This is a genomic window from Streptomyces sp. MGP-P1 (assembly GCF_057766565.1).
Genome location: NZ_JBYMEM010000006.1, coordinates 1080554 through 1101330, shown reverse-complemented (window position 1 = coordinate 1101330; position 20777 = coordinate 1080554). Strand labels below are relative to the sequence as shown.

19 protein-coding genes and 3 pseudogenes are annotated in these 20777 nt (G+C 72.1%); 2 read left to right on the top strand and 20 right to left on the bottom strand.

The features are described 5' to 3' along the window. Positions 1-23: 23 nt before the first annotated feature. Positions 24-974 carry a 30S ribosomal protein S2 gene (gene rpsB, locus AC3CH1_RS20695; protein WP_488464260.1) on the bottom strand — a complete coding sequence of 317 codons (951 nt, stop codon included), beginning with the start codon at positions 972-974 and terminating at the stop codon, positions 24-26. A gap of 322 nt (positions 975-1296) precedes the next feature. On the opposite strand from rpsB, the gene AC3CH1_RS20690 reads away from it, so the two are divergent. Next, positions 1297-2082 (top strand): murein hydrolase activator EnvC family protein, encoded by a 786-nt coding sequence (locus tag AC3CH1_RS20690; protein ID WP_488464259.1) that lies wholly within the window; start codon positions 1297-1299, stop codon positions 2080-2082. On the opposite strand, the gene AC3CH1_RS20685 is transcribed toward AC3CH1_RS20690, so the two are convergent. The 17 genes and pseudogenes from AC3CH1_RS20685 to AC3CH1_RS20605 form a co-directional block, all read right to left on the bottom strand. After that, positions 2033-2590 carry a TetR/AcrR family transcriptional regulator gene (locus AC3CH1_RS20685; protein WP_018960723.1) on the bottom strand — a complete coding sequence of 186 codons (558 nt, stop codon included), beginning with the start codon at positions 2588-2590 and terminating at the stop codon, positions 2033-2035. The genes AC3CH1_RS20690 and AC3CH1_RS20685 overlap by 50 nt on opposite strands. Positions 2591-2695: 105 nt before the next feature. Then, positions 2696-3531: pseudogene (gene whiG / locus AC3CH1_RS20680) on the bottom strand (RNA polymerase sigma factor WhiG). A gap of 255 nt (positions 3532-3786) precedes the next feature. Continuing rightward, positions 3787-4898 (bottom strand): annotated as a pseudogene (gene dprA, locus AC3CH1_RS20675) (DNA-processing protein DprA). A gap of 371 nt (positions 4899-5269) precedes the next feature. Next, positions 5270-6892, bottom strand: a complete 1623-nt coding sequence (locus AC3CH1_RS20670; RefSeq protein WP_488464258.1) for a YifB family Mg chelatase-like AAA ATPase — start codon at positions 6890-6892, stop codon at positions 5270-5272. Beyond that, positions 6892-7250, bottom strand: a pseudogene (locus tag AC3CH1_RS20665) (YraN family protein). The gene AC3CH1_RS20670 and the pseudogene AC3CH1_RS20665 overlap by 1 nt, the downstream one beginning before the upstream one ends. A gap of 158 nt (positions 7251-7408) precedes the next feature. After that, the gene (locus AC3CH1_RS20660; protein ID WP_003965949.1) at positions 7409-7717 is read right to left on the bottom strand and encodes a DUF2469 domain-containing protein; all 309 of its coding nucleotides are present in this window, start codon (positions 7715-7717) and stop codon (positions 7409-7411) included. Between the two features lie 64 nt (positions 7718-7781). Continuing rightward, positions 7782-8270, bottom strand: a complete 489-nt coding sequence (locus AC3CH1_RS20655; RefSeq protein ID WP_488464257.1) for an NUDIX hydrolase — start codon at positions 8268-8270, stop codon at positions 7782-7784. Further along, a complete protein-coding gene (gene lepB / locus AC3CH1_RS20650; RefSeq protein WP_488464256.1) occupies positions 8267-9022 on the bottom strand; it encodes a signal peptidase I in 756 nt (251 codons plus the stop codon). Before lepB (AC3CH1_RS20650) ends, AC3CH1_RS20655 begins: the two co-directional genes overlap by 4 nt. 50 nt (positions 9023-9072) lie before the next feature. Further along, positions 9073-9969, bottom strand: coding sequence for a signal peptidase I (lepB, locus tag AC3CH1_RS20645; protein ID WP_488464455.1), 897 nt, complete (start codon positions 9967-9969; stop codon positions 9073-9075). After that, entirely contained in the window at positions 9872-10942 is a 1071-nt protein-coding gene (gene lepB / locus AC3CH1_RS20640; protein WP_488464255.1) for a signal peptidase I, read from the bottom strand. The genes lepB (AC3CH1_RS20645) and lepB (AC3CH1_RS20640) overlap by 98 nt, the downstream gene beginning before the upstream one ends. Beyond that, on the bottom strand, positions 10935-11705 hold the full coding sequence (gene lepB / locus AC3CH1_RS20635) for a signal peptidase I (RefSeq protein ID WP_488464254.1): 771 nt from the start codon (positions 11703-11705) through the stop codon (positions 10935-10937). Before lepB (AC3CH1_RS20635) ends, lepB (AC3CH1_RS20640) begins: the two co-directional genes overlap by 8 nt. A gap of 65 nt (positions 11706-11770) precedes the next feature. After that, complete coding sequence (gene rplS / locus AC3CH1_RS20630) at positions 11771-12121, bottom strand: 50S ribosomal protein L19 (protein WP_265599056.1); 351 nt, start codon at positions 12119-12121, stop codon at positions 11771-11773. A 130-nt stretch (positions 12122-12251) separates the two neighbouring features. Next, positions 12252-13073 (bottom strand): tRNA (guanosine(37)-N1)-methyltransferase TrmD, encoded by an 822-nt coding sequence (gene trmD / locus AC3CH1_RS20625; RefSeq protein ID WP_488464253.1) that lies wholly within the window; start codon positions 13071-13073, stop codon positions 12252-12254. Beyond that, a complete protein-coding gene (gene rimM / locus AC3CH1_RS20620) occupies positions 13073-13663 on the bottom strand; it encodes a ribosome maturation factor RimM (protein WP_488464252.1) in 591 nt (196 codons plus the stop codon). The genes trmD and rimM overlap by 1 nt, the downstream gene beginning before the upstream one ends. A gap of 124 nt (positions 13664-13787) precedes the next feature. After that, a complete protein-coding gene (locus AC3CH1_RS20615) occupies positions 13788-14027 on the bottom strand; it encodes an RNA-binding protein (RefSeq protein ID WP_003965959.1) in 240 nt (79 codons plus the stop codon). Positions 14028-14029: 2 nt separating this feature from the next. Continuing rightward, complete coding sequence (rpsP, locus tag AC3CH1_RS20610; RefSeq protein ID WP_215108526.1) at positions 14030-14470, bottom strand: 30S ribosomal protein S16; 441 nt, start codon at positions 14468-14470, stop codon at positions 14030-14032. A gap of 157 nt (positions 14471-14627) precedes the next feature. After that, positions 14628-15218 (bottom strand): hypothetical protein, encoded by a 591-nt coding sequence (locus tag AC3CH1_RS20605; RefSeq protein WP_488464251.1) that lies wholly within the window; start codon positions 15216-15218, stop codon positions 14628-14630. Positions 15219-15670: 452 nt separating this feature from the next. Here AC3CH1_RS20605 and AC3CH1_RS20600 point away from each other — a divergent pair, with 452 nt between their 5' ends. Next, a complete protein-coding gene (locus tag AC3CH1_RS20600; protein ID WP_488464250.1) occupies positions 15671-16555 on the top strand; it encodes a methyltransferase domain-containing protein in 885 nt (294 codons plus the stop codon). Positions 16556-16630: 75 nt separating this feature from the next. Here AC3CH1_RS20600 and ffh read toward each other — a convergent pair whose 3' ends face one another. Together ffh and AC3CH1_RS20590 are read right to left on the bottom strand one after the other, a co-directional pair. Continuing rightward, the gene (gene ffh / locus AC3CH1_RS20595) at positions 16631-18178 is read right to left on the bottom strand and encodes a signal recognition particle protein (RefSeq protein WP_488464249.1); all 1548 of its coding nucleotides are present in this window, start codon (positions 18176-18178) and stop codon (positions 16631-16633) included. Between the two features lie 121 nt (positions 18179-18299). Continuing rightward, on the bottom strand, positions 18300-20759 hold the full coding sequence (locus AC3CH1_RS20590; RefSeq protein WP_488464248.1) for a [protein-PII] uridylyltransferase: 2460 nt from the start codon (positions 20757-20759) through the stop codon (positions 18300-18302). Between the last annotated feature and the right edge of the window lie 18 nt (positions 20760-20777).

Sequence of the window (20777 nt, the reverse complement as noted above, 5' to 3'; positions counted from 1 at the left end):
GCCGTCAGCAGCCGTGACGGGTGTCAGGCCTGCTCGGCGTCCGCGTCGGCGGCCGGGGCCTCGGCGGCGGCCGGAGCCTCGACAGTGGCCTCGGCCTCGGCGACGGCCTCGGCCGGCGTCTCGGCGTCGGCTTCGGCGTCCTTCTCGGTCTCGACGGAGGACTGGACGTCGGCGGCAGCCGCGGTCTCGTCCTTCTTGTCGCCCTCGAGCAGGTCGCGCTCCCACTCGGCGAGGGGCTCGCCGGCGGCCTTCTCGCCCGGCTTCGAGTCACCGGTGGCGGCACCGGAGCGGGCGATGAGGCCCTCGGCGACGGCGTCGGCGATCACGCGGGTGAGCAGGGTGACGGAGCGGATCGCGTCGTCGTTGCCCGGGATCTTGTAGTCGACCTCGTCGGGGTCGCAGTTGGTGTCGAGGATCGCGACGACCGGGATGTGGAGCTTGCGCGCCTCACCGACGGCGATGTGCTCCTTCTTGGTGTCGACGATCCAGACGGCGCTGGGCACCTTCTGCATCTCGCGGATACCACCGAGGGTCTTCTCCAGCTTGGCCTTCTCGCGCGAGAGGACCAGGAGCTCCTTCTTGGTGAGGCCGGAGGCGGCCACGTCCTCGAAGTCGATGAGCTCAAGCTCCTTCAGACGCTGAAGGCGCTTGTAGACGGTGGAGAAGTTGGTGAGCATGCCACCGAGCCAACGCTGGTTGACGTACGGCATGCCGACGCGCGTCGCCTGCTCGGCGATGGCCTCCTGGGCCTGCTTCTTCGTACCCACGAACATGATGGAGCCGCCGTGGGCGACGGTCTCCTTGACGAACTCGTAGGCGCGGTCGATGTACGACAGCGACTGGAGCAGGTCGATGATGTAGATGCCGTTGCGCTCGGTGAAGATGAAGCGCTTCATCTTCGGGTTCCAGCGACGGGTCTGGTGACCGAAGTGGACGCCGCTTTCCAGCAGCTCCCGCATCGTGACGACGGCCATGGCCGTACTCCTTGAGGTGCTCGGTTATCGCGACCGCAGGTTTGCGCTCGCGCCTGACGCCCCGACGCGCCGTGCCACGAGGGACCGAGGAGCGCGGCCACCTCCGAGAAGAGGGAGATGGCGGGGCGTGCGAAGTCGACCCGGTGACCCGGATCGCCGTAAGAAGTGTACGGGACCGGTCGGGTGCCTGGTGACGGCGATGTCCACAACCGTGCGACCGTGACGTCCACGGCCGGGTGGCCCCGATATCCACAACCGGCGAGTAGTCCACAGAAGCGGTCCTTGATCCCCGGAATCCAGGCCTCCGGGCCATCGTGGCGTCATGCGCCTTCCGTCCGGCCCACGCCGCTCCCCCGCCCGCCGCACCGCGTTCCCGCTGCTCCTGGTGCTCTCGGTGCTCCTCGCGCTCCCGCTGTGCGTGCCGCTTCCGGCCGGCCCCTCGGCCCCGGGTAGGTCCGTCGTCCCGGCCGCAGCCTTGGCGTCCTCGCCGAGAGCGGGCACCGACGCGTCCTTCCGTCCGGGCGTCCGTGCGGGCGTCCGTCCGGGCGGCGGCACGGTAGGTGGCACGGGCGGTGGCACGGAGGATGGCACCGGCAGCGACGCCCGGAGCTGGCCGCTGACGGGGAGGCCCACGGTGTTACGGGGGTGGGAGCCGCCCGCCGGTCCGTACGGGCCCGGCCATCGCGGCGTGGACCTCGCGGCGGGGCCGGGCGCCCGCGTGCTGGCGGCCGCCGACGGCCGGGTGTCCTTCGCGGGCCGGGTGGCGGGGCGGGGGGTGGTCACCGTCGAGGTGGCCGGCAGCGGTTCGCCGCCGTTGCGCACCACGTACGAGCCGGTGCGGGCGCTGGTCGAGGAGGGCGCGAGCGCCCGGGCCGGGCAGCCGGTCGGGGTGCTGGAGGAAGGGCCCTTCCACTGCGACGAGGGCTGTCTGCACTGGGGGCTGCGGCGCGGGGACGCCTATCTGGACCCGCTCTCGCTGCTGCCGCCTTCACTGCTGCGGAAGGGCCCCTCGCGGCTGCTGCCGGTGTTCGGGGTGCCGGAGCCGGACGCCGTCCGGATCAGCCGCTCACGCCGCGCAGGACCATCGCGACGACGGTGTCCGCGATGACGCCCGGCTCCTCCGCGACACCCAGTTCGATACGGCGCACGGCGGCGTCGACCGAACCCTGCATGAGCATGGCGGCCAGTCTCGGCTGGGTGTGGCCGAGGTCGCCCAGCGCTTCGACGATCATGGCGATCAGTCCGCCGTGCGCGGCCCGGATCTTCTCCCGGGCGCCCGCGTCCAGCTCACTCGCCGAGATTGCGACGACCGCCCGGTGGCGACGGTCCCCGACGAGGTCGAGCTGCCGGCGCACATAGGCCTCGATCTTCGCCTCGGGCGTCTCGGCACCCTGCATGGCGTTCTCGACCTCGGCCGCCCAGACGGGGAAGTCGACGGCGCACAGCTCCTCGACGACAGCGGCACGGGAGCGGAAGTACTCGTACACGGAGGAGCGCGCGAGGCCCGTGCGCTCGGCGAGCGCGGGGAAGGTCAGCGCCTCCGTACCGCCCTCGGACAGCAGGGAGCGCGCGGCGTCCAGGAGGGCGCCGCGCTGCATGGTCCGGTGCTCGGCCACCGAGGCCGCTCGAATCCTGGGCACGCCTCCACTCTACGGCGGCAGGGGTGCGGGGGAAGGGCACGGCCGCCGATCGGATGGCCGGAGAGTGCTCGGAGGGGGGTGTCAGCGGCCCGCGTCGGCCAGCTTCGCCCGGAGCTGGAGCACGGACTTGGTATGGATCTGGCTGACCCTGCTCTCGGTCACCCCGAGGACGTTGCCGATCTCCGCGAGGGTGAGTCCCTCGTAGTAGTAGAGGGTCACCACGGTCTTCTCGCGGTCGGGAAGAGTGTTGATGGCCCGCGCGAGCAGTCTTCTCAGCTCGCGGTCCTCCGCGACCTCCACCGGATTGTCCGCGGCGGTGTCCTCCAGGGTGTCCATCAGGCTCAGCCGGTCGCCGCCCTCGCCGCCGACGTGCAGCAGCTCCTCCAGGGCGACCACGTTGGCCAGCGACAACTGACTGAAAACGGCGTGCAGTTCCTCCAGCGCGATGCCCATCTCCGAGGCGACCTCGGCCTCCGACGGCGTACGCCGGAACTGCGCCTCCAGCGTGGCGTACGCGCGCTCCACGTTCCGCGCCTTCTGCCGGACGGACCGGGGGATCCAATCCAGGGCCCGGAGTTCGTCGATCATCGCACCGCGGATCCTGGTGATCGCGTACGTCTCGAACTTGATGGCCCGTTCGATGTCGAACTTCTCGATGGCGTCGATCAGTCCGAAGACCCCGGAGGAGACGAAGTCGGCCTGCTCGACGTTGGACGGCAGCCCCACGCTCACCCGGCCCGCGACGTACTTCACAAGCGGCGAGTAGTGCAGGATCAGCTGCTCCCGCAGTCGCTCGTCGCCCGTGGTCTTGTACGAGCGCCACAACTCGTCGAGGGAGGAGGGGGCGGAGGGCGCACAGTGCCACGCGCAACCGGTGGTACTGCCGCGCGGTCAGACCCGGAGGTGTGCTGGGGCATGTGGTGCCTTGAGCCGTTCTGCCGTGAAGTGCTGGGGGACTTTTGTCTGGGGCGGAATCCTTGTGAGCGTAGCGTGACTGTGACGTCGCAGTCCGCGCAGGACGGGAGATCCCCGCCGCCTGATCGCGTTGCGCCGTTCACGCCGTCCGCGCCCGCCGAAGGCCGGGGCAGCCGCCGTGGGCACGGGCCCCTGAACAGGTCACCGATCGATCGTGCGAGGTCATCGGCCTTACCTTTTCACCCGAATGCTCCAGGTCAAGTACCGCCTCGCCGCGCGTCGTCGTTGCGTGCCGACGGAGGCGTCAATCGCCAGCCGTCGCCTTCGCGTTCGACGAACCCCAGTGAGTGCAGTTCGTACAGTCGACCGAGCGTTTCGTCGGCGGACGTCCCTGCGGTGCGGGCGAGGTCACGGGGGTGGGCGACACCGTGGTAAGGGAGTGCGTCGAGGACCCTCGCGGCGACCGCGTCCAGGTGGTCCCTGGGCAGCACCGGGCCGCGGCGGACCGGTGGCAGGTCGCCGATGTTCCCAACCAGTTCGACGACTTCGTCCGCGTCGGTGACGAGCACGCCCTCACCGCGCAACAGCTCGTGGACCCCTGCCGACAGTCCGCTGGTGGCGGGCCCGGGGACCCCCATCGCGAAGCGGCCGAGCCGTTGCGCCTGGCGGGCTGTGACCAGCGAACCGCTGCGGTATTCGGCCTCGACGACGACCGTCCCCCTGGTCAGCGCGGCGATGACGCGGTTGCGCAGGACGAATCGGCTTCGGGTGGGGTGGGAGGACGGGGGCAACTCGGCGACGATGAGGCCCTGTTGGGCCAGCCGCCCGAGCAACTCGGCGTGCCCGCGCGGGTAGGCGACGTCGACCCCGCAGGCCAGGACCGCCGTGGTCGCTCCGCCCGCGGCCAGCGCGCCCTGTGGGCTGCCCCGTCCACCCCGAACGCCGCGCCCGACACCACCACCCAGCCCCGCTCGGCGAGCCCGGAGCCGAGGGCCGCCGCCATGTGCGCCCCGTACGGGGTGCAGGCCCGCGCGCCGACCACCGCGACCGAGCGCAGAGACCACAGCCGCAGATCGGGCCGCCCCCGCACCCAGAGCCCGACGGGCCGCGCGTCGCCCAGGTCGTCCAGTTGGCTCGGCCACTCCCGGTCGCCCGGGCAGACGAAGCGCCCGCCCACCGCGGCGACCGCGGCCAGGTCCCGCCCCGGCTCCGCCCCGGCGGCCCGCAGCCGGTAGCCCCCGAGCCGTGCGGCCGTCATCCCCGGCAGCTTCTCGGCGGAGCCGTCCTCGACGGTGAGCCTCCGCATCAGCTCGATGGGGCCGGTCTGCCGGAGCCAGCGCCCCGCGCGCTCGTCGCCCGGCTCCAGCACCCGGGTCAGCGCGGCCCTGGCCAACCGCTCCGCGTCCCTGTGCCGCAAGGGATCCCGGCCACCGTCCCGGACCGACTCCGGCCCGTGCCCCCGGCCGCCGGACTGCACGCCGCCCTCCCGGCCCGGCCCCGCCTTGTACACCCGGCCCACCCCCGCCCCGCACCCATGGTCCGGCTCTGCCCCGTCACCTCGGTCCAGCCCCGCCCCGTCCTTCCGTCCCACCCCCGCCCCGCACGCCCGGTCCGGCCCCGCCCCGCACACATGGTCCGGCCCGCGCCCTCGGCTCTCGCCCGGGCCACCGTCCCGGGCCGACTCCAGGCCAGGCCCCGGCGGGCACCCCCGCCCCGGCAGCCCCTCCCCCGTCACCCCGGTCATCGCTCCCCCACCCCCATCGGCACCCCGCGCTGGATGCCCGTACGCAGCTCCAGGGCGACCGCCACGTCGGAGGCGTCCGGGCGGGCGGCTCCCCGCAGGTCCGCCACGGTCCACGCCACCCTCAGCACCCGGTCCAGGCCCCGGGCCGTGAGGCTCCCGCGCTCCAGATCCCGCTCCGCGGCCGCCAACGCTCCCGGAGCCACGAGCAGCCGGGTCCGCAGCTCATGGCCCGGGACCTCGCTGTTCGTGGTCCACGGGGTGCCGGCCAGCCGCTCGGCCGCCCGCGCCCTGGCGTCCCGCACCCGTGCGGCGACGACGGCCGTCGACTCGCCCCGGCCGCCCTGCCCCAGGAGGTCCGCGCGGTCGACCGGCTCCACCTCGACCCGCAGGTCCACCCGGTCCAGGAGGGGCCCGGACAGCCGCGCCTGATAGCGGCGGACGACCGAGGGCGGGCACTCGCAGCCCGCGCCGGTGAGCGAGTGCCGGCCGCAGGGGCACGGATTGGCGGCCAGCACCATCAGGAAACGAGCCGGCAGCCGCACCACCCCCGCGGACCGCGCGACCACCACGTGCCCCGACTCCAGCGGCTGCCGCAGCGCGTCGAGGGCCTTGCCCGAGAACTCGGGGGCCTCGTCCAGAAAGAGCACCCCGCGGTGGGCCAGGGACACCGCCCCGGGCCTCGGCATGCCGTTGCCCCCGCCGACCAGGGACTGCATTGTCGCCGAGTGGTGCGGGGCGCAGTAGGGCGCCCGGGAGACGAGTGGTTCACCCGGGGGGAGGATGCCCGCCACGGAGTGGACCGCCGTCACTTCGAGGGATTCCTGCCGGGTCAACGGCGGAAGGACCGACGACAGCCGCTCGGCCAGCATGGTCTTGCCGGCGCCCGGCGGGCCCGAGAACAGCAGATGGTGTCCCCCGGCCGCGGCCACTTCCAGGGCCTGGCGGGGGCGCGGCTGCCCCGCGACGTCCGCCAGGTCGGGCCGGTGCCCGTCGCCCCGCCCGGCGGCCGGGACGAGCCCCGTACCGAGGCCCGTGCCCGGGATCATGAGCCCGGCCAGCATGGCGTCGGGGCGTCCCTGGCCGTCGACCGGCTCCTCGGGCACCGGTTCGTCGCACAGGACGGCGATGAGCTGGCGCAAGCTCCGGACGCCGAGGACCGAGACCCCCGGCACCAGGGCCGCCTCCCCGGCCGTCTGCTCGGGGACGACGACCTGCTCGTACCCCGCTTCGGCCGCCGCGAGGACGGCGGGCAGCACGCCCCGTACCGGACGGACCCGGCCGTCCAGGCCCAGCTCGCCGATCATCACCACGTCGGCGATCGCGGCGGGGTCGATCCGCTCCGCCGCGCCGAGGACCGCACACGCGACGGCGAGGTCGAAACCCGAACCGCTCTTCGGCACGGAGGCCGGGGAGAGGCCGACCGTGAGCTTCTTCTGCGGCCACTCGGCACCGGAGTTGACCACGGCGGCCCGCACCCGGTCCCGGCTCTCGACCAGGCTCTTGTCCGGCAGTCCGACCAGGGTGAAGGCCGCCACGCCCGGCTCCAGGTCCGCCTGGACCTCCACCACCACACCCTCGACGCCGACCAGCGCCACGGAACACGCTCGTGCGAAGCCCATCAGGACACCCCCCGGGCGTGCTCCGCGACCGGGGCTCCGCGCCGGGGCACGATCACCCCGATCAGATCGATGCGGACCCCGCCGGGCGGCGGCCGCCGTGCCGGTCGAGCCAGATCTCGGCGAGCCGTCGCAGCCGGTCCGCCTTGACCGGACCGACCGCCGCCATGGGGTGTTCGAACCCGTGTGACCTGCGCGTCTTCACCTCGCAGAAGACCAGGGCGTCGCCGTCCCTGGCCACGATGTCGATCTCTCCGGCGCGACAGCGCCAGTTGCGCTCGACCACCGCCATTCCGGCTTCGGCCAGCAGCCGCGCCGCCAGATCCTCGCCGTACCGCCCGAGTGCCCCCCGTGCGTTCATATCGGCACCACCTCCGGCACCGACTGTGACGCGGCCCGCCCCAAGATGTGGATCTTGGTGGACAACTTCGCGAATGTGGAAAACCCGGCCACCCACAAGGGTGACCGGGTCGTATCCGCGACGCGCGTATCGGGGGCCCGGCACCGGGCAGCGCGGGGTCAGCCTCCCGGAAGTTCCAGATCGCTCTTGTTGAGCTCTTCGATGTTGACGTCCTTGAAGGTCAGCACGCGGACCTGCTTGACGAACCTCGCGGGCCGGTACATGTCCCAGACCCAGGCGTCCGCCATGGACACCTCGAAGAAAACCTCACCCTGGACGGAGTGCACCTGCATCTCGTAGTCGTTGGTGAGGTAGAAGCGCCGTTCGGTCTCGATCACATATTTGAACAGACCGACGACATCGCGGTACTCCCGGTAGAGCTTCAGCTCCATCTCGGTCTCGTACTTCTCGAGGTCCTCGGCGCTCATGGCATGTTTCCCCTTCAGCCGTGCGTGCCCCCATTGTGCGTCAGCCTCCGGCACCCCTGGACGATTAGACGATTTCGGGGGCCAGAACCAGCGGAACGCACGGGGGACCCTCGTCGAGGAGCGTGCGCAGCAGCTCGGCGAGTCTGGTCGGGTACACCGTCTCACGCGTCGCGAGCAGTTCGGCGGAAGTCCACCACCTCAGACCGGCGACGCTGCGCAGTTCCAGTTCGGTGAGACCCCGCGGGGCCGTCGCGGTCCGCGTCGTACGGGCCAGGTAGTACCACTCGTCCTGGTCCCAGCGACGCCCGTCGAACGGGAAAGAGCAGATCCGGGTCCAGAGCAGCGGGCCCAGCTCGATGTCCGTGACCCCGGTCTCCTCCTCCAGCTCGCGGCGGGCCGCCGCCTCCCGGGTCTCGTCGCCCTCCAGGCCACCCCCCGGGGTGAACCACCAGGTGTCGTCCGGGTCGTCCGGCTCATGGCCGTGCAGCAGCAGGACGCGGTCGTCGGGGTCCAGCAGGACCACCCGGGCGACCCTGCGGGCCCCGGAGGTCATCGGGCCGCTCCGGCGGGCGTCCTCCGGCGGGCGCGGCGCCCCGCCACGGGCCCGTACACCGCGCCGCCGAGGATCAGGAGGACTCCCACCACGATCGCGCCCAGCTGGAACCGCAGCGGCCCGGCTTCGGAGACCCCGCCGGGCAGCGCGGCGAACGAGGAGGGCCGGTCGATCATGCCGTCCATCGGCCAGGCCACCGCGTCCACCCGGGCCCGCACCGCGCTCAGCGGCACGGAGCCCTCGCCACCGTCCTGGAGGTGGACCCGGGAGTCCAGGGAGGTGGCCCGTTCGTCGCCGAGCAGGAAGATCTGCCCCTGGGGCACGGTGGCGGAGAAGTCCTGGGGCGAGGCCGGAGCCTTCGTGCCCGGGGCCGCCGGACCCCGGTCGAGGTAGGGCTCGTCGACGGGGGTTCCGTTGACGGTGAGCCTGCCCTCCCGGTCGCAACAGGTCACCTTGTCGCCGCCGATCCCGACGACGCGCTTCATCATCGGTGTGGCGCCCCAGAGCTGGTCGGTGAAGACCACCACGTCACCGCGCCGGACATCGGCGCCGTCTATCCGCTCGGCGAGCACCCGGTCACCGGGCTTCACCGTGGGGGACATCGAGTCGGTCGGGACCGTGTAGGGCTGGTAGACCACCGCCGCCCAGACGAAACCGCCGAGGAAGAGCACACAGCCGACGGCCACGGCCAAGCCCGACACCATGGCGCCGAGCCGGCCGCGGCCGTCTTCCTCGCGTTCTGTACCGCTCATCCCAGCGCTCCCCCGTCGGAGATCGACAATCGCTGATCCGAGTCGGCACCCTACCCGGCGGTACGCCCGGCGGTCAGCCTCCGGCGGCGCCACAACACGAGGGGCACCGCACCGGCTACGCCCAGTGCCGCCGGCGCCATCGCCGCGGCCGCGTTCAGACCGGGCTGGTCGAAGGTGTCCGGGACGGGGAGGGTCGCCCAGCGGCCCAGCGGCCAGGCGATGACGACGGCTCGGCCGACGACCTCGTCCGTGGAGACCGTGCCCTGTCCCGGGAGCTCCTGGTGGTAGCGCGAGTCCAGGGAGTTCTGCCGGTGGTCGCCCATGACGAAGATCCGGCCGTCCGGCACCTTGATCGGGCCGAAGGGCTTGTCGTTGCACGGGGTGTTGCCGGGGAAGATGACCGACTTCTCGTCCAGGCTCTTCCCGTTGACCGTGACCGGGCCGTTCTCCTTGCACTCCACGGTGTCGCCGCCGACCGCGACGACCCGCTTGATCAGGTCCTTCTCCTCGGAGGAGGGCATCAGACCGATGAAGCTCAGGAACTTCTGCACCGCGTTGGGCTCCGGGGTCACGGTGTCCTCCAGCCAGCCGCCCGGGTCGTGGAAGACCACGACCTCGCCGCGCTCCGGCTCCGAGCCGAACCACGGGGTCAGCTTGTCGACCAGCACCCGGTCACCCCGCTGCAGCGTGTTCTGCATGGAGTCCGAGGGGATCGAGAACGCCTGGACCAGGAACGTCTTGATCAGCAGCGCCAGAACCAGCGCGATGCCGACGAGCAGCGGAAGCTCCAGCCAGAAGGAACGTTGCCTCCTGGCCGGCCTGCCGCCGTCGCCGCCCGGAGGGTCGCCCTCACCCTCCGGCGGGACCGCCGCCCCGCCCGCGGGAGACTCGTCGCGCTCCGGCCGGTCCTCGGGTTCGTCGTGTCCGGATCGTGCGCCGACCGCCAAATCCCCCACATCCACTCCTCAATACGTGCCACTGCCCGCGCCCGATCCGGTGCAGGCCCACCACTCCCATAACGAGCGGGAGTTCCGCAGGGGTCGGGAGCCGGACCATTCCATAGGGATCCGGAGGTGCCACACTATTCGACGGGGCCGGAGCCGCCGCCTCCGATGCCCGCGCGTCCGGGACCGCGCTGAAGGCGTCGCGTTGTTCCAGGGTGCTCCAGTGGCCGAACGGCCAGGCGATCACGACGGCCCGCCCCACGACCTCTTCCTCGGAGACCGTGCCCCGGTCGGGCTCGTCGAGGTGGAAGCGGGAGTCGGCCGAGTCGGACCGGTGGTCCCCCATCATGAACAACCGCCCCTCGGGAACCTTCACCTCGAACGAGATGGTCGAGGGCCGGTCGTCGGGGTGGAGGTACGTCTCGCCCAGCGGTACGCCGTTGACGGTGACCCGGCCGTCCTCGCCACAGCACTTCACGGTGTCGCCGCCGACCGCGACGACCCGCTTGATCAGGTCCTGCTCGTCGTCGGACGGCAGCAGCCCGATGAAGGTCAGCAGTTCGGTGACCTGCTTGACGCCGATCGGCAGGTCCTTCTTCTCCGCGGGGCTCTCCTGCCGGAGCCAGCCGCCGGGGTCCTTGAACACCACGACGTCGCCGCGCTGCGGCTCCGATCCGAACCACGGGGTCAGCTTGTCCACGAGCACCCGGTCGCCGATCCGGATGGTCTGCTCCATCGACCCGGACGGGATGACGAACGCCTGCACCAGAAACGTCTTCAGGACGAGCGCGATCAGGAGCGCCACGACGACGAGGACGGGGATCTCCCGCACCGCGGAGCCGCGCCGCTTACGCCGGACCTTCTTGGCCAGTCGGCGGCGTTCCGCCCGGGTGGGCAGGGAGCGCGGCCGGGTGGTCCCGGTCGGCAGGGCCGCGTCGGGACCGGGTGCGCCGCGCGGACGCCCGCGGTTACCCATGCGCCGCGCCGGGCGCCCGTACACCGTCGAAGGCTCCGGTCCCCTCCAGCGAACCCGTCCGGGCAGGCAGCCAGCCCAGCCAGTCCACCCGGCCGGTCACCCGCTCGACGGGGACCATCCCGCCGCCGGGCGATCCGAGATGGTCCCGGGAGTCGCTGGAGCGGCTGCGGTGGTCCCCCATCATCCACAGGGTGCCGGCGGGGACCACGATGTCGAAGGGCACCCGGGAGGCCGTGTCAGCCGGGTGCAGATACGGCTCGTCCACCGTCACGTCGTTGACCGCGAGCCTTCCCCGCGCGTCGCAGCAGACGACGCGGTCACCGCCCACGCCCACCACGCGCTTCACGAAGTCGGTGTCGGCGGGCTCCGTGAGCCCCAGGGAGGAGGCCGCGCCGCGCACCAGCCCGGTCAGCGGGTTCGCGTCGAGATCCTCCCGTACGAACGAGCCGGTGCCGTCGAAGACCACCACGTCGCCGCGCTCGGGCTCGGCGCCGAAACGGTAGGCCAGCTTGTTCACGAGGACGCGGTCACCGACCTCCAGCGTGGGCTCCATCGAGCGGCTGGGGATCAGGAACGGCTGGATCACGTAGGAGCTGAACAGCAGCAGGGCGACAACGGCCAGGACCACCCCGGTGAGCACCCGCCGCCAGGACAGGACGGAGACGACACGGTCCCGTATGCGCGAAAAGCGCGACCTCTCCCCGGGCCCCGTGTCGGGTTCCGGGGAGCGGTCGCGCTCCGAGTGCTGTGCTTGCGTGTCCATCGCGGCCGAAGCTTATCCGGCCATGCTGTGGACGGGTCACCCCCAGGGGGATGACCGGCGGCGGCTCAGCGGTCGCGCTTCTCCTTGATCTTCGCGGCCTTGCCGCGCAGCTCACGGAGGAAGTACAGCTTGGCACGACGGACGTCACCGCGGGTGACGAGCTCGATCTTCTCGAAGATCGGGCTGTGCACCGGGAAGGTGCGCTCGACGCCGACGCTGAAGGAGACCTTGCGGACCGTGAAGGTCTCGCTGACTCCCGAACCCTGGCGGCGGATGACGATGCCCTTGAACTGCTGGATACGGGAGCGGTTGCCCTCGATCACGCGCACGTGGACGTTGACGGTGTCACCGGGGCGGAACGCCGGGAGGTCCGAACGCAGGGTGGCGGCGTTGACGCCATCGAGCAGGGAAGCCATGGTTTCTGCTTTCTTCGCCGATGCCACAGGTCATCGACGGAATGTCGTTGAAGAGTTCGGAGTGCTGATCACGTCGGGCGGGCGTCTTTCCCCCTGTGGCAGGGGCGCACACCGGACGTACAGCAGCGGCCTATTCTTCCACGGCGGTGGGCCTGCGCCAAAATCGGCCGCCGGGCTCCGGTGCGAAGCCGAGGATGGAGAGGATCTCGCGGTCCTTCTTGTCGAAGGCGCTCGCCTCGCACCGCTCGATCAGGTCGGGCCGGTTGAGTGCCGTGCGGGCGAAGGCCTGGTCCCGCCGCCAGCGGGCGATCTTGCCGTGGTGGCCGCTGAGCAGGACGTCCGGGATGGAGCGGCCGCGCCACTCGGGCGGCTTGGTGAAGACCGGGCCCTCCAGCAGATCGGCCATCGCGCCCGGGGCGAAGGAGTCGTCCCGGTGGGACTCGGCGTTGCCGAGGACGCCCGGCAGCAGCCGGGCCACGGCCTCCGTGATCACCAGGACGGCCGCTTCCCCACCGGCCAGCACGTAGTCCCCGATGGAGACCTCGACGACCCGCAGCCGGGTGGCGTACTCGTCGATCACCCGGCGGTCGATGCCCTCGTACCGGGCCGGCGTGAAGACGAGCCAGGGCTCGGCGGAGAGTTCGACGGCCAGTTCCTGGGTGAACGGCCGGCCGCTGGGCGTGGGCACGACGAGCACCGGGGAGTGCGCCCCGGCCTCGTAGCCGTCGGCCAGGGCCTCGTCGAGCGCCTCGCCCCAGGGCTCGGTCTTCATGACCATGCCGGGGCCGCCGCCGTAGGGGGTGTCGTCGACCGTGTTGTGCCGGTCGTACGTCCACTCCCGCAGGTCGTGGACGTGGACGTCCAGCACGCCGCGGGCGCGGGCCTTGCCGACGAGGGAGACGTTCAGCGGTTCCAGGTACTCCGGGAAGATCGTGACGACGTCGAGCCGCATCAGCCGTCGCCCTTCGGCGCCTCGTCCGCGTCCTCGGCTGCCTCTTCCCCGTCATCGCGCGAGGAGGCGACCACGGCCTCGCTCTCGTCGATCAGGCCGGGCGGCGGGGTGATGACCGCGCGCTGCTCCTCCAGGTCGATCTCGGTGACGATCTCCTCCACGAAGGGGATCATCACCTCGCTGCCGTCGGGGCGCTCCACGATGAACAGGTCCTGCGAGGGCAGGTGGGAGATCTCGGTGATCCGGCCGACCCCGGTGCCGTCGGCGAGCACCACGTCGAGGTCGATCAGCTGGTGGTCGTAGAACTCGTCCTCGTCCTCGGGGACCTCCTCCGGGTCCACCTCGGCGATCAGCAGGGTGTTGCGCAGCGCCTCGGCGCCGGTGCGGTCGCGCACACCCTCGAAGCGCAGCAGGAGCCTGCCGCTGTGGACCCGGCCCGTCTCGATCGTCAGCGGACCGGTCGCCGCCGGTTCGGTGGCCAGGACGGCGCCGGGTCCGAGCCGCAGCTCCGGCTCGTCCGTTCGTACCTCGACGGTGACCTCGCCCTTGATGCCGTGGGCGCGGCCGATCCGCGCGACTACCAACTGCACGCTGTTCTCCGATTGGTGGGGTGGGGACGTCGACGACCTGTCGGAAACGTCCGGGTGGCCGACGACAAAGGCCGGGGACGGCCCGAAGGCCCTCCCCGGCCCTGGCCGGTGTTCAACTCGCTTATCAGCGAACCTGGTCCACATCGACGAGGTCGACGCGGATCCCACGGCCGCCGATGGCACCCACGACCGTGCGCAGGGCGCGAGCGGTGCGGCCGTTACGGCCGATCACCTTGCCGAGGTCGTCGGGGTGGACCCGGACCTCCAGCACGCGCCCGCGACGCAGGGTGCGCTCGGCAACCTGTACGTCGTCGGGGTTGTCGACGATGCCCTTCACGAGGTGCTCGAGAGCCTCCTCGAGCATGCTCAGGCCTCGGTCGACTCGGTGGACGCGGGGGCCTCAGCCGCCTCGTCCGCCTTCTTGTCGGACTTCTTGGCCTTGGGGGTGATGGCCTCACCCTTGGCCTCGTCGCCGTCCGAGGACAGCGCCTCGAACAGCGCGCGCTTGTCAGCCTTGGGCTCCGGCTGCAGCAGCGGCGCGGGGGCCGGGAGGCCCTTGTGGGCCTGCCAGTCACCGGTGAGCTTCAGGATCGCGAGGACCGGCTCGGTCGGCTGGGCGCCGACGGACAGCCAGTACTGCGCGCGCTCTGCGTTGACCTCGATGCGCGAGGGGTTCTGCACCGGGTGGTACAGGCCGATCTCCTCGATGGCCCGGCCATCACGGCGGGTACGGGAGTCGGCGACGACGATGCGGTAGTGAGGCGAACGGATCTTGCCCAGACGCTTCAGCTTGATCTTGACTGCCACGGAAGTGGTGTCTCCTGGTCTATGACGTGGTTGGGCACAACTAGATGCCACGTGGGGTTGCGGTACTCGGAGTGCCCGATGGACGCGTCAGCCGGAGGAGAGAGGGGTCCTGTGCGACTGTCGAGTACAGCTAGCCATTGTGCCACACGCCATCGCCTCACCCCACCGCGACCGCTTCCGGGATCCGGAACGGCTTGCCGCAGCCGCCGCAGACGATCGGCGCCTGCGCCAGGACCGACGGGACGACGCGGACGTTGCGTCCGCAGTCGCAGACGGCCTTGACCCGCACACCGCCCCCGGAGGAACCGTGCCGGGCGGCAGGTCCGCGGAAGGAGCGCTTGGTGTCGGCGGCGGTGGCGACGGTGTGCGCCTTGAGGGCGCGCTGCAGCCGTTCGGCGGTCGGGCGGTACCGGCGCTTGGCTTCGGGATTCAGCGTGACCAGCGAGAATCCGCTGCTGGGGTGGGGTTCCTCGGCATGATCGAGGCCCAGCTCCTCGGCGATCGCGAGGAAGCGTCGGTTGTGGTAACGGCCGGCGCGGGAGGTGTCTCGGACTCCTCTCGCGGCGGCGATGCCGTGGACTGCCTCATGGAGCAGTCGCTCGAAGGAGAGCTCGGCGCCACAGGCGGACGAGGACTCTCCGATCAGGGACTCGGGCGCGGCAAGATCGGGCAGCTCGGGGTGGTACCGCTGAATGTCGGCCCACGCCTGTGCCAGCTCTGCGGCAAGTACAGGTGGTGTCGTGCTCACGTCGTGACAACGAGCCCGAGGGCCCCGGTGTTCCTATTCCGGGGCATCCCAAATAATTTGCACGTACCAGTCAGTTGCCCTTGATGCGTCCGGACGAGGGCGGGTGCGCAGAACTGCGGAGAAGACGCACAGCTCACACCAAGGTGGTGCACAGCGTGCGGTACGCCCCAGGCCCCGGATGTGAGGAGCGCGGGCGGCCCGCGCTCCTGACGAATCCGCCCGAGAGCCTACCCGCCGCCGCGCTCGACGTGCCCGGCGCGGGGTGTCGGGTAAGACTGGTCGGAGAGCAGACGTGGCACGGGGCGCACGAACGGGGCACGCAAGCACTGCTCCACACCCCCCTGGACGGAACGGCGGATGCGCAGTTCTCTGGCTAGGGGGTGCGGAACACACGCACACGGGGGACGTCCACTCGGGCACGACCGACCTCTTGGCGGATTGGGGCACTTTCCATGACACCAACGCTCGTCCGGAACCAGCCGGCCGCGGATGGATCCGCACCGGCGGACGCCGGTACCCGCGCACGCGACTGGGCCGAGATCCAGGAACGCATGCTCGCGCCGCTGTACGAGGCGGTGTACGACCGGATGGAGGTCGGGGCCGCCACCCGGATGCTGTCCCTCGGCTGTGGCTCGGGCCTCGCGATGCTCGTCGCGGCGGCCCGGGGAGCGCACGTCACGGGTGTGGACTCCGACCGGGAGCGCCTGGCGCTGGCCAGGGCACGGCTGTTGCCCGGGGCGGGCTGGGACGACGCGCCCGCGCACTCGCCTCGGCAGTCCCGCCGTCGGGCCCGGCTGCTGGAGGACGGGCTGCCCGCACCCGTCGGCGCGGACGGCGCCCCGTACGACCTGATCACGGTCTTCGAGCCGATCGGCTGTGCGGCCGGGGACTCCGAGGGGCTGGTGCCGGCGCTGCGGTCGGCCGTGCCGCTGGCCGTCAGGGGCGCCTCGGTGGTGCTCACCGGTTGGGGGCCGCCGGAGCGCTGCGCCACGGCCGCCGTGCTGCGGGTGGCCGCGCGGCTCGCGGAGTCGGCGCGGCCACCGCGTACCGACCCGGACAGGTGGCGGCCGACGCTCCGGGACGATCTGGAGGACGTGGCGGCACGGGCCGGGTTGAAGCCGGACGGTTCGGGGCGGGTGTCCTGCCCGTTCGGCTACGCGGACGTGAACAGCGCGGTGCGCGGCCTGCTGTCCACCGGGCTCTTCGACGCCGCCGTACGGGCCACGGACCGCTCCCAGGTGGAGAAGGAGGTCGCGGAGGCCCTGCATCCGCACCGGCGGCAGGACGGCACGGTGTGGATGCCGAACGTCTTCCGCTACCTGGTCTGCGTGACCTGAGCCGACGGGGACACGACACGCGTAAGGGACGCCCTCTCTCAAGGGCGCCCCTTATGCGTGGTGCTTCTGATCGCGTTACATGAACTTCTTGAACTCGTCCGGCAGCTCGAAGTTCTTGTCCTCCTGGGCGGGCAGACCGACCGCGCCGCCCTGGGCCGCCTGCTCACGGCGCTCGGCGGCGGCGGCCTCCTCGGCCTTGCGCTTCATGGGGTTGCCGCTCTTGCGCTTGCCCTTGGCCTGCTTGACCTGCTTCTTCTGGCGGCCGGGGCCGCCGCCCATGCCGGGCATGCCCGGCATCCCGGGCATGCCGCCGCCCTGGGCCATCTTCGACATCATCTTGCGGGCCTCGAAGAAGCGCTCCACCAGGCCCTTGACCGCGGAGACCTCGACGCCCGAACCCTTGGCGATACGGGCGCGGCGCGAGCCGTTGATGAGGGTCGGCTCGGCGCGCTCCTTCGGGGTCATCGACTTGATGATCGCGGCGGTGCGGTCGATGTCGCGCTCGTCGATGTTGTTGATCTGGTCCTTGATCTGCCCCATGCCGGGCAGCATCCCGAGCAGCTTGGAGATGGAGCCCATCTTGCGGACCTGCTCCATCTGGGCCAGGAAGTCGTCGAGGGTGAAGTCCTTGCCACCCTTGCTCGACTGGAGCTTCGAGGCCATTTTGGCGGCCTCTTCCTGGCTGAACGTCTTCTCCGCCTGCTCGATCAGGGTGAGCAGGTCACCCATGTCGAGGATGCGGGAGGCCATCCGGTCAGGGTGGAACGCGTCGAAGTCCTCCAGCTTCTCGCCGTTCGACGCGAACATGACCTGCTTGCCCGTGACGTGGGCGATCGACAGGGCCGCGCCGCCGCGGGCGTCGCCGTCGAGCTTGGAGAGCACCACGCCGTCGAAGCCGACGCCGTCGCGGAAGGCCTCGGCGGTGTTGACCGCGTCCTGGCCGATCATCGCGTCGACGACGAAGAGGATCTCGTCGGGGCTGACGGCGTCGCGGATGTCCGCGGCCTGCCGCATCAGCTCCTGGTCGATGCCGAGGCGTCCGGCGGTGTCGACGATGACGATGTCGTGGACCTTGGCCTTGGCGAACTCGATGGAGTCCTTGGCGACCTGGACCGGGTCGCCGACGCCGTTGCCCGGCTCGGGGGCGTACACCGCGACGCCGGCGCGCTCGGCGACGACGCTCAGCTGGTTGACGGCGTTGGGGCGCTGGAGGTCGCAGGCGACGAGCAGCGGGGAGTGGCCCTGGCCCTTGAGCCAGAGGCCGAGCTTTCCGGCCAGCGTCGTCTTACCGGCGCCCTGGAGACCGGCGAGCATGATCACGGTGGGCGCGGTCTTGGCGAACCGCAGCCGCCGGGTCTCGCCGCCGAGGATGGAGACGAGCTCCTCGTTGACGATCTTGACGACCTGCTGGGCGGGGTTCAGCGCCTGGGAGACCTCGACGCCGCGCGCCCGCTCCTTCACGTTGGCGATGAAGGCCCGGACCACGGGCAGGGCGACGTCGGCTTCCAGCAGGGCGATACGGATCTCGCGTGCCGTGGCGTCGATGTCCGCCTCGGACAAGCGGCCCTTGCCCCTGAGGTTCTTGAAAGTCGCGCTAAGGCGGTCGGAGAGAGTATCGAACACGGCGCTCGTCGGTCCTCAGGGTCGGGGGCGGGGCAGGTCAGTCGCACTCCAGGGTATCCGCCCCCCGGGGAACGCCAAGCCCTCGCCCGGAACCTGCCGGACGAGGGCCGGGGTCACGCGGTCATCCCAGGGCCTTCTCGACCTCCCTGGCGACCTCGGCGGCCCGGTCCGGGGACAGCGGTTCACCCTCGGTCCCGGTGACGTAGAAGGCGTCCACGGCGTTGGCGCCGAGGGTGGAGACATGGGCGCTGCGCACCCGTACCGCACTGCCTTCCAGGGCGGTGCCGATCCGGTGGAGCAGGCCCGGGGCGTCCTGGGCGCGTACCTCGATGACGGTGGCGCGGCGGGAGCCGGCGGCGGCCACGGTCACCCGGGGCGGCGGGGCCTTCACGCCGCGCCGGCGCGGGTAGGCGGCCTCGCGCTCGGCGAGGCGGGCGCGGATGTCCAGGGAGCCGTCGAGGGCGCGTACGAGGTCGGCGCGGAGGCGGGCGGCCTGCGGGAGGGACCCGTACTCGGCGGCGACCCGCCAGCTGAGCAGCAGCAGGTCCGCCCGCTCCCCCAGCTCGTTGGGGAGCTCCACCGCGCGCAGGTCGGCGGCGCGCACGGTGAGGCGGTGCAGGGCGAGGACTCCGGCGGCTGCGGGCAGGACACCGGGGCGGTCGGGCAGGGCGATGAGGAGTTCGACGCCGATGGGTTCCACCGCGCCGTCCCCGGCAGGCTCCTCGGGCCGGGTGTGCAGGGCGAGGACGGGTTCGCCGGTGCGCAGGGCCTCGATGGCGAGGCGTTCGTGCTCGGCGCTGGGCGCGGCCTCCTGGGGTTCGTCGGAGGACTCCCCGGTGAGGACGGCGGCGACGCGTCCGACGAGGTCGGTGACGAGGGAGGCGCGCCACGAGCTCCAGGCGGCGGGCCCGGTGGCGAGCGCGTCGGCCTCGGTGAGGGCGTGCAGTAGTTCCAGCGTGGAGGTGCTGGAGACGGCTTCGGCGACCGACCGCACGGTGGCGGGGTCGTCGAGGTCGCGTCGGGTGGCGGTCTCGACGAGCAGCAGATGGTGGCGTACGAGGGTGGCGATGACGCCCACGTCGTGGGTGTCGAAGCCGATGCGGGTGGCCATGTCCCGGGCGATGACCTCGCCGGCCACGGAGTGGTCGCCGGGCCAGCCCTTGCCGATGTCGTGCAGGAGGGCGGCGACCAAGAGCAGGTCGGGGCGGTGGACGCGGCGGGTGAGGAAGGAGGCGCGGACGGCGGTCTCCACGAGGTGCCGGTCGACGGTCCAGGTGTGGACGGCGTTGCGCTGGGGGCGGCAGTGGACGCGTTCCCAGTCGGGCAGCAGCCGGGTGATGATCCCTTCCGCCTCGAGTGCCTCCCAGACGCCGACGGTGGCCTCTCCCGCGCCGAGCAGGGTGACGAGTTCCTCGCGGGCCTCGGGGGGCCAGGGGACCGGCAGCGGCTGGGCGGTGGCCGCCAGGTGGCGTACGAGGTGCCGGGAGAGCGGGAGCCCGGCCTCGGCGGCGGCCGCGGCGGCGCGCAGGGTCAGGACCGGGTCGCGTTCGGGACGGGCGGCGCGGGCGAGGACCACTTCGCCGTCCGCGTCCACCACGCCTTCGGCGAGCGGGGAGCGGTCGGGGGCGGCCTTGGAGCCGAGCCCGCCGCCGAGCAGGGCGCGGAGCCTCGGGCGGACGGAGCGGGCGCGCAGGACCCGGTTGACCTCGCGCCAGGTGACGTCGGTGGCGTACGAGACGGTGCGGGCGGCCTCGTAGACCTTGCGGAGCAGGGTGTCGGCGTCGAGGAGGCCGAGGGCCTGGGCGACCTGGTCCTGTTCCTGGAGGGCGAGGCGGTCGGTGGCGCGGCCGGTGGTGAGGTGGAGGGCGTCGCGGGCGTCCAGGAGGGTGCGGCGGGCCTCGGTGAGGCCTTCGCGGGGGGCGTCGGCGACCCAGGAGGCGGCCACGGCGCGCAGGGCGGTGGCGTCTCGGAGGCCGCCGCGGGCCTCCTTGAGGTCGGGTTCCAGGAGGAACTGGAGCTCGCCCATCCGCTCGGCGCGCTCCTGGCAGAGCTCGTGGAGGGCGGGGAGGCGTTTGGGGGCCTGGTTGCGCCAGTCGGCGAGGATCGCGGTGCGCAGGGAGGCGACGAGGCCGAGGTCGCCGGCGACGGGGCGGGCGTCCAGCAGGCCGAGCTGGACCTTGAGGTCCTCGCCCGCGGTCCTCCTGGCCTCGCCGGGGGTGCGTACGGAGTGGTCGAGGGCCAGGCCCAGGTCCCAGACCGGGTACCAGACGGAGTCGGCGAGGGCGGCGAGGGCCGCCGCGTCGGCGCTGCCGTCGTGCAGGAGGAGCAGGTCGAGGTCGCTGCGCGGGGAGAGTTCGCCCCGGCCGTAGCCGCCGACGGCGACGAGGGCCGCGCCCCGTACCCCGGCGCGTGCGGCGGCGGCGGTGAACAGGCCGGTGAGCCAGTCGTCGGTGAGGCGGGCGAGGGCCGCACGGCGCGGCGGCCCGGACCGCGCCTCCTGCTGGAGGAGGCGCAGCCGGGCCGCCGCGTAGCCGCTGGGTCCCGGGCCTTCGGTTCCGGTGGTCACTTCGGTACTCGTCACCCGGTTGCCTTCCGTTTG